General features: G+C 70.6%; 6 protein-coding genes. 5 read left to right on the top strand and 1 reads right to left on the bottom strand.

The window, feature by feature from the left end:
* Window positions 1-704: purine-nucleoside phosphorylase (locus ACN675_RS27350; RefSeq protein ID WP_420753807.1), on the bottom strand; the 704-nt coding region annotated here is incomplete at its 3' end.
* A 66-nt stretch (window positions 705-770) separates the two neighbouring features.
* Between ACN675_RS27350 and ACN675_RS27345 the strand changes: the two genes are divergently transcribed.
* From ACN675_RS27345 to ACN675_RS27325, 5 genes are all read left to right on the top strand, one after another.
* Window positions 771-1,469, top strand: a complete 699-nt coding sequence (locus tag ACN675_RS27345; RefSeq protein WP_420753806.1) for an enoyl-CoA hydratase/isomerase family protein — start codon at window positions 771-773, stop codon at window positions 1,467-1,469.
* 38 nt (window positions 1,470-1,507) lie between these two features.
* Entirely contained in the window at window positions 1,508-2,668 is a 1,161-nt protein-coding gene (locus tag ACN675_RS27340; RefSeq protein ID WP_420753805.1) for a M20 family metallopeptidase, read from the top strand.
* Window positions 2,665-3,822 carry a M20 family metallopeptidase gene (locus tag ACN675_RS27335; RefSeq protein WP_420753804.1) on the top strand — a complete coding sequence of 386 codons (1,158 nt, stop codon included), beginning with the start codon at window positions 2,665-2,667 and terminating at the stop codon, window positions 3,820-3,822. Before ACN675_RS27340 ends, ACN675_RS27335 begins: the two co-directional genes overlap by 4 nt.
* 75 nt (window positions 3,823-3,897) lie before the next feature.
* Entirely contained in the window at window positions 3,898-4,935 is a 1,038-nt protein-coding gene (locus ACN675_RS27330) for an iron ABC transporter substrate-binding protein (protein ID WP_420753803.1), read from the top strand.
* A 71-nt stretch (window positions 4,936-5,006) separates the two neighbouring features.
* Window positions 5,007-5,635, top strand: a 629-nt coding sequence (locus ACN675_RS27325) for an ABC transporter permease (RefSeq protein WP_420753802.1), incomplete at its 3' end; no start/stop codon positions are given.

Genomic DNA, 5,635 nt, shown 5'->3' with positions numbered 1-5,635 from the left:
GCCGCGTTGGTCACGAGCGAGATGCCGAGCACGCGCGCTCCCGCGGCGCGCGCGGCGATCGTCTCGTGCACCGTGGACATGCCGACGAGGTCGGCGCCGAGGGTGCGCAGCATCCGGATCTCGGCCGGCGTCTCGTAGTGCGGGCCCGGCAGACCCGCGTACACCCCCTCCGCGAGCGAGGGGTCGATTTCGCGGGCGAGGCTGCGCAGGTCGGCGGAGTAGGCGTCGACGAGATCGACGAACTGGGCGCCGACCAGCGGCGACCGGCCGGTGAGATTGAGGTGGTCGGAGATGAGCACGGGTTCGCCGACCTTCAGGTCCGGGCGGATGCCGCCCGCGGCATTCGTGAGGATCACGGTGCGGGCGCCGGCCGCGACGGCGGTGCGCACCGGATGCACGACGCGGCTGAGGTCGTGGCCCTCGTAGGCGTGGATGCGCCCGGCCAGCAACAGCACCGGTGTCCGTCCGACGGTCACCGAATGGACGGTTCCGGGATGACCGGCCGCGGTCGGCGGGGTGAAGCCGGGCAGGTCGTTCATGGGTACGTCCGCGACGGTCGGCCCGAACCGTTCGACGGCGGCGCGCCAGCCCGAGCCGAGCACCACGGCGACCGGGTGGGCGGCCACTCCGGTGCGCTCGGCGAGGACGGCGGCGGCCCGTCCGGCTTCGGCGGGGGGATCGAGGATCGCGTCGGCTGCTCCCATGGCGCTCGACCCTAATGCCAACCGGCTTGTTACTCACGAGTAGGTAGTGGGTCTATCCTCGTGTCCATGCCTTATCTCGAACGCGACGGCGACGTCTTCGTCCTGTACCTCGGCGACCGGGACCGGGAGGTCGACGAGAACCGCTTCCACCCCGACCGGCTGGCCGAGATCGGCGCGCTGCTCGACGAGGTCGAGGCCCACGAGGGTCCCGCCGCGCTCGTGACCGCCGCGACCGGCAAGTTCTGGAGCAACGGCCTCGACACCGACTGGATCTTCGGGAACCTGCCCGACCTGCCCGGCTATCTCGACACCGTGCACGCGCTGTACGTGCGGATGCTGACCTTCCCCGCCGCGACCGTCGCCGCGATCCAGGGCCACGCGTTCGGCGCCGGCGCGATGCTCGCCCTCACCCACGACTTCGCGGTGATGCGCGCCGACCGCGGCTTCTGGTGCCTGCCCGAGGTGCAGCTCGGCATGCCGTTCACCGTCGGCATGTCCGCGCTGCTGCGCACCCGATTGACCCCTGCCACCGCGGTCGAGGCCGTCACCACGAGCCGCCGCTACGGAGGCTCCGACGCGCTGGCCGCCGGGATCGTCGCGCAGGCCGTCGACGGGGACGCGGTCCTGGCCGCGGCGGTCGAGCGGGCGGCGGGACTGACCTCGACCCGCGGCGCGAACCTCGGCGTCGTCAAACGCGGCCTGCACGCACCCCTCGTCGCCGCACTCGAGACGAAGACCGACGAGTCGAACTTCCGCTTCGGCTGACCGTTGGGCCGGGCGATCGGCATGACAGACTGGACTATGTGACGACCGAAGCGGACAAGGTGATCGAGGCTGCGTCCGACGAGCTCATCGCCCTCTCGCATTCGATTCACGCGGAACCGGAACTCGCGTTCGACGAGCACCGCAGTGCCGCAAAGGTCGTCGAGGTCCTGCGCGCCGCGGGATTCGAGATCCGCACGGGGATCGCCGATCTCCCGACCGCGTTCGACGCCCGTTTCGGCAGCGGCGAACTCGTCGTCGGGATCTGCGCCGAGTACGACGCGCTGCCCGGCATCGGTCACGCCTGCGGGCACAACATCATCGCCGCCGCTGCCGTCGGCGCCGGTCTCGGTCTCGCGTCCGTCGCCGATGCCCTGGGAGTCGCCGTGCGGGTCATCGGAACCCCCGCCGAGGAGACCGGCGGGGGCAAGGTGCTCATGCTCGAGCGCGGCGTGTTCGACGACGTCGCCGCGGCGATGATGGTGCATCCGGGCCCCTTCGACATCACCGGTGCGACCTCGCTCGCGCTGGCGGACATCGCCGTCAGCTACGAAGGACGCGAGGCGCACGCGTCGGCGGCACCCGAGTACGGACGCAACGCCGCCGACGCCGCGACCGTCGCGCAGGTCGCGATCGGGCTGCTGCGTCAGCACCTGCTGCCGGGGCAGCAGATCCACGGCATCGTCAGCGACGGCGGCACGGCCCCGAACATCGTGCCCGCGCACACCGAGCTGCTGTACTACCTGCGCGCGACGACCGCGGAGTCGCTCGTCGACCTGTCCGAACGGGCCGGGAACTGCTTCGCGGCAGGGGCGCTCGCCGCCGGCTGCACCCACCGGATCCGGACGGTGTCACCCACCTACACCGAACTCACCCCCGACCCGTGGCTCGTACAGGCATATCGTGAGGTGATCATCGGCATGGGACGGGCGCCGCTGCCCGTCGAAGAGGAAGGATCGCGCCCGCTGGGCAGCACGGACATGGGAAACGTGACGAATGTTGTGCCGGGTATCCATCCGGTCATCGGACTCGATTCGGGTGGTGCGGTCACGCACCAGGCTGCTTTCGCGGCAGCGTGTATCACCGAGTCCGCGGATCGGGCGGTGCTCGACGGAGCCCGGGCGCTCGCGGCGACCGCGGCCCGCGTCGCGTCCGATGCCGGTCAGCGTGCTCGCCTTCTCGAGGGGGTCGCGCGCCGATGAACCCCTATGTCGAGAAGTGGCTCGGTGACCACACCCAGGACCTCACCGCGTGGCGTCGCCACATCCATGCGAACCCCGAACTGGCCCGCCAGGAGTACGCGACGACCGAGTTCGTCGCGGGGCACCTGTCCGCGGCCGGGCTCGAACCGAAGGTGCTGCCTCGCGGGACCGGCGTGATCTGCGATCTCGGGCCCTCCACGGGGCCGCGTATCGCCTTGCGCGCCGACATGGACGCCCTGCCGATGCAGGAGCTGACCGGACTGCCGTTCGCGTCCTCGGTCCCCGGCGTTTCGCACGCGTGCGGCCACGACGCCCACACCGCCGTCCTGCTCGGCACCGGACTCGCACTGGCCGAGGTCCCCGAGCTGCCCGTCGGCGTCCGGCTGGTGTTCCAGCCCGCCGAGGAGGTCATGCCGGGCGGTGCCCTGGATGTCGTTGCGGCCGGCGGTCTCGACGGGGTGTCCCGGATCTTCGCGCTGCACTGCGATCCGCGCCTCGAAGCGGGGAAGGTCGGGATGCGGGTCGGTGCGATCACCTCCGCCGCCGACACTGTCGAACTGGTGCTGGACTCGCCCGGTGGCCACACCTCGCGCCCGCACCTGACCGGCGATCTGGTCTACGGGCTCGGCACCGTCATCACCGGACTGCCCGGCATGCTCAGCCGCCGTATCGATCCCCGAACCGGCACCGTCATGGTCTGGGGTGCGGTCAGCGCGGGCAAGGCGCCGAACGCGATTCCGCGGACCGGGATGCTCGCCGGCACCGTGCGCACCGGGGATCACGAGACATGGGAACTGCTCGAACCCATGGTGCGCGAGGTCGTCCACGGCCTGCTCGCACCGACCGGGGTCAGCTACGAACTGGACTATCGCCGGGGCGTGCCCCCGGTCGTCAACGACGAGGTCTCGGCGCGCATGTTCGAGGCCGCGATCCGGGCCACCGACCCGGACGCCCTGGCCGACACACCGCAATCCGGTGGCGGCGAGGACTTCTCGTGGTACCTCGAACAGATCCCCGGGGCGATGGGCCGGCTCGGTGTGGGATTCGGGACCGGACCGGCGCTCGACATCCATCAGCCCACGTTCGACCTCGACGAGCGGGCGCTGCCGGTGGGGGTGCGGGTGATGACGAACCTCGTCCTCGGCGCAGGGTGATGCGACCCGGTGAGCTTAGCCTGGCCTGAACCTGTAAGTTTCCTGTGAGTGACAGCTCACAACAGGAGGTCCGGGATGCACGTTCGACGCAGACTTGCCGCCGCCTTGACGGCCGGCGCGCTGGTGGCCGTACTCGCTGCCTGCGGCAGCGACAGCGCGTCCGACGAGTCCGGGGAGGACGGCGTCGCGCTGACGGTGTACTCGGGCCGCAGCGAGAACCTGGTCGCACCGCTCATCGATCGGCTCGAGGACGCGCTCGGGTTCCCGATCCAGGTCGTCTACGGCGGCACCCCGGAGATCACCGGCAAACTCATCGAGGAGGGTGATTCCTCGCCCGCCGACGTCGTGTTCAGTCAGGACGCCGGTGCACTCGGTCTCCTCGATCAGGCGGGGATGCTCGAGGTGCTGCCCGCCTCGGTGACCGACCTGGTCCCGCCCTACTACCGTGCCGAGGACGGCACCTGGGTCGCGACCTCCGCCCGGGCCCGCGTGCTCGTCTACAACGACGAGAAGGTGCAGCCGCAGGATCTGCCCACCGGAATCGACGATCTGCTCGACCCGAAGTGGAAGGGGCAGATCGGTTTCGCCCCGACGAACGCGTCGTTCCAGTCCTTCGTGACGGGCCTGCGCGTCTCGCGCGGCGAGGACGGTGCCCGGCAGTGGCTCGAGGCATTCAAGGCGAACGAGCCCGTCGCCTTCGAAGGCAACGGCCCACTCATGGAGGGCGTCGACAGCGGCCAGGTCAGCCTCGGGCTGACCAACCACTACTACTGGTACGGGCTGGCCGAGGAGAAGGGCGCCGAGAACCTCGCGGTTCAGGTCCACTACTTCCGTCCCGGCGACCCGGGAGCACTCGTGAACATCGCCGGTGCCGGTGTCCTGGCGACCACCGATCAGCCGGAACAGGCCCAGCAGTTCGTGGCGGCGCTGCTCTCTCCCGAGTCGCAGACCTACTTCGCGGACGAGACCTTCGAGTACCCGATCGTGGTCGGTGTCGAGACGAAGGACGACCTCCGTCCGATCACCGAGATCGGCACCTCCGACATCGAACTCGCCGAACTCGCGTCGGTCGAGCAGACCCAGGCGTTGCTACAGGATCTGGGCTTCATCTGATCACGCTCACCGCTCCGCTCCGCACCCGGCGTGGCCGGCCGGTACTGGCCCTGGCCGCGCTGGGTGTGGCCGTGTTCGCGCTCGCTCCGGTCGTCCACCTGGTGATGCGGGCCTTCGCCGACGGCCCGGACCGGGTGTGGTCGCTGATCTTCCGTCAGCGCACCCTCGACCTGGTCTGGCGCAGCAGCATTCTCGCGCTGACGGTCACCGTCGCCTGCCTCGTCGTCGGGCTCGCCGCCGCGTGGCTCACCACCCGCACCGACCTGCCCGGCCGCCGGTGGTTCGCGCTCGCTCTCAGTGTGCCGCTGGCGATCCCGTCGTACGTGTCGGGCTTCGTGTGGATCGCCCAGTTTCCCGCGCTCGAGGGATTCGTCGGCGCCGCGCTCGTGCTGACCTGCGCGTCCTTCCCCTACGTGTTCTTGCCCGTGGCGGCGGCCCTCGCGTCGATCGATCCGGGCCTGGAAGAGGTGGCCCGCACGCTGGGCCGATCCCGCCTCCGCACCACTGTGACGGTGACGCTGCGGCAGGTGTGGCCCACTGCCGCCGCCGGGGGGCTGCTCGTCGCGCTGTACACGCTCAGCGACTTCGGGGCGGTCGCGCTCATGCGCTACGAGGCGTTCACCCTCGCGATCTACGGCAGCTACCGCGGCCTGCTCGACCGCACCCCGGCCGCTGTGTTCGGCCTGATCCTGGTGGCGCT

This window comes from Rhodococcus sp. O3, from assembly GCF_048897285.1.
Lineage (GTDB): Bacteria > Actinomycetota > Actinomycetes > Mycobacteriales > Mycobacteriaceae > Rhodococcus.
This window is presented reverse-complemented; position numbering and strand designations above follow the sequence as displayed.

Excerpts from the sequence above, each read along its gene's own strand:
- ACN675_RS27345 (WP_420753806.1), top strand. The coding sequence starts at position 771 with ATGCCTTATCTCGAACGCGACGGCGACGTCTTCGTCCTGTACCTCGGC.
- ACN675_RS27335 (WP_420753804.1), top strand. The coding sequence starts at position 2,665 with ATGAACCCCTATGTCGAGAAGTGGCTCGGTGACCACACCCAGGACCTC.
- ACN675_RS27330 (WP_420753803.1), top strand. The coding sequence starts at position 3,898 with ATGCACGTTCGACGCAGACTTGCCGCCGCCTTGACGGCCGGCGCGCTG.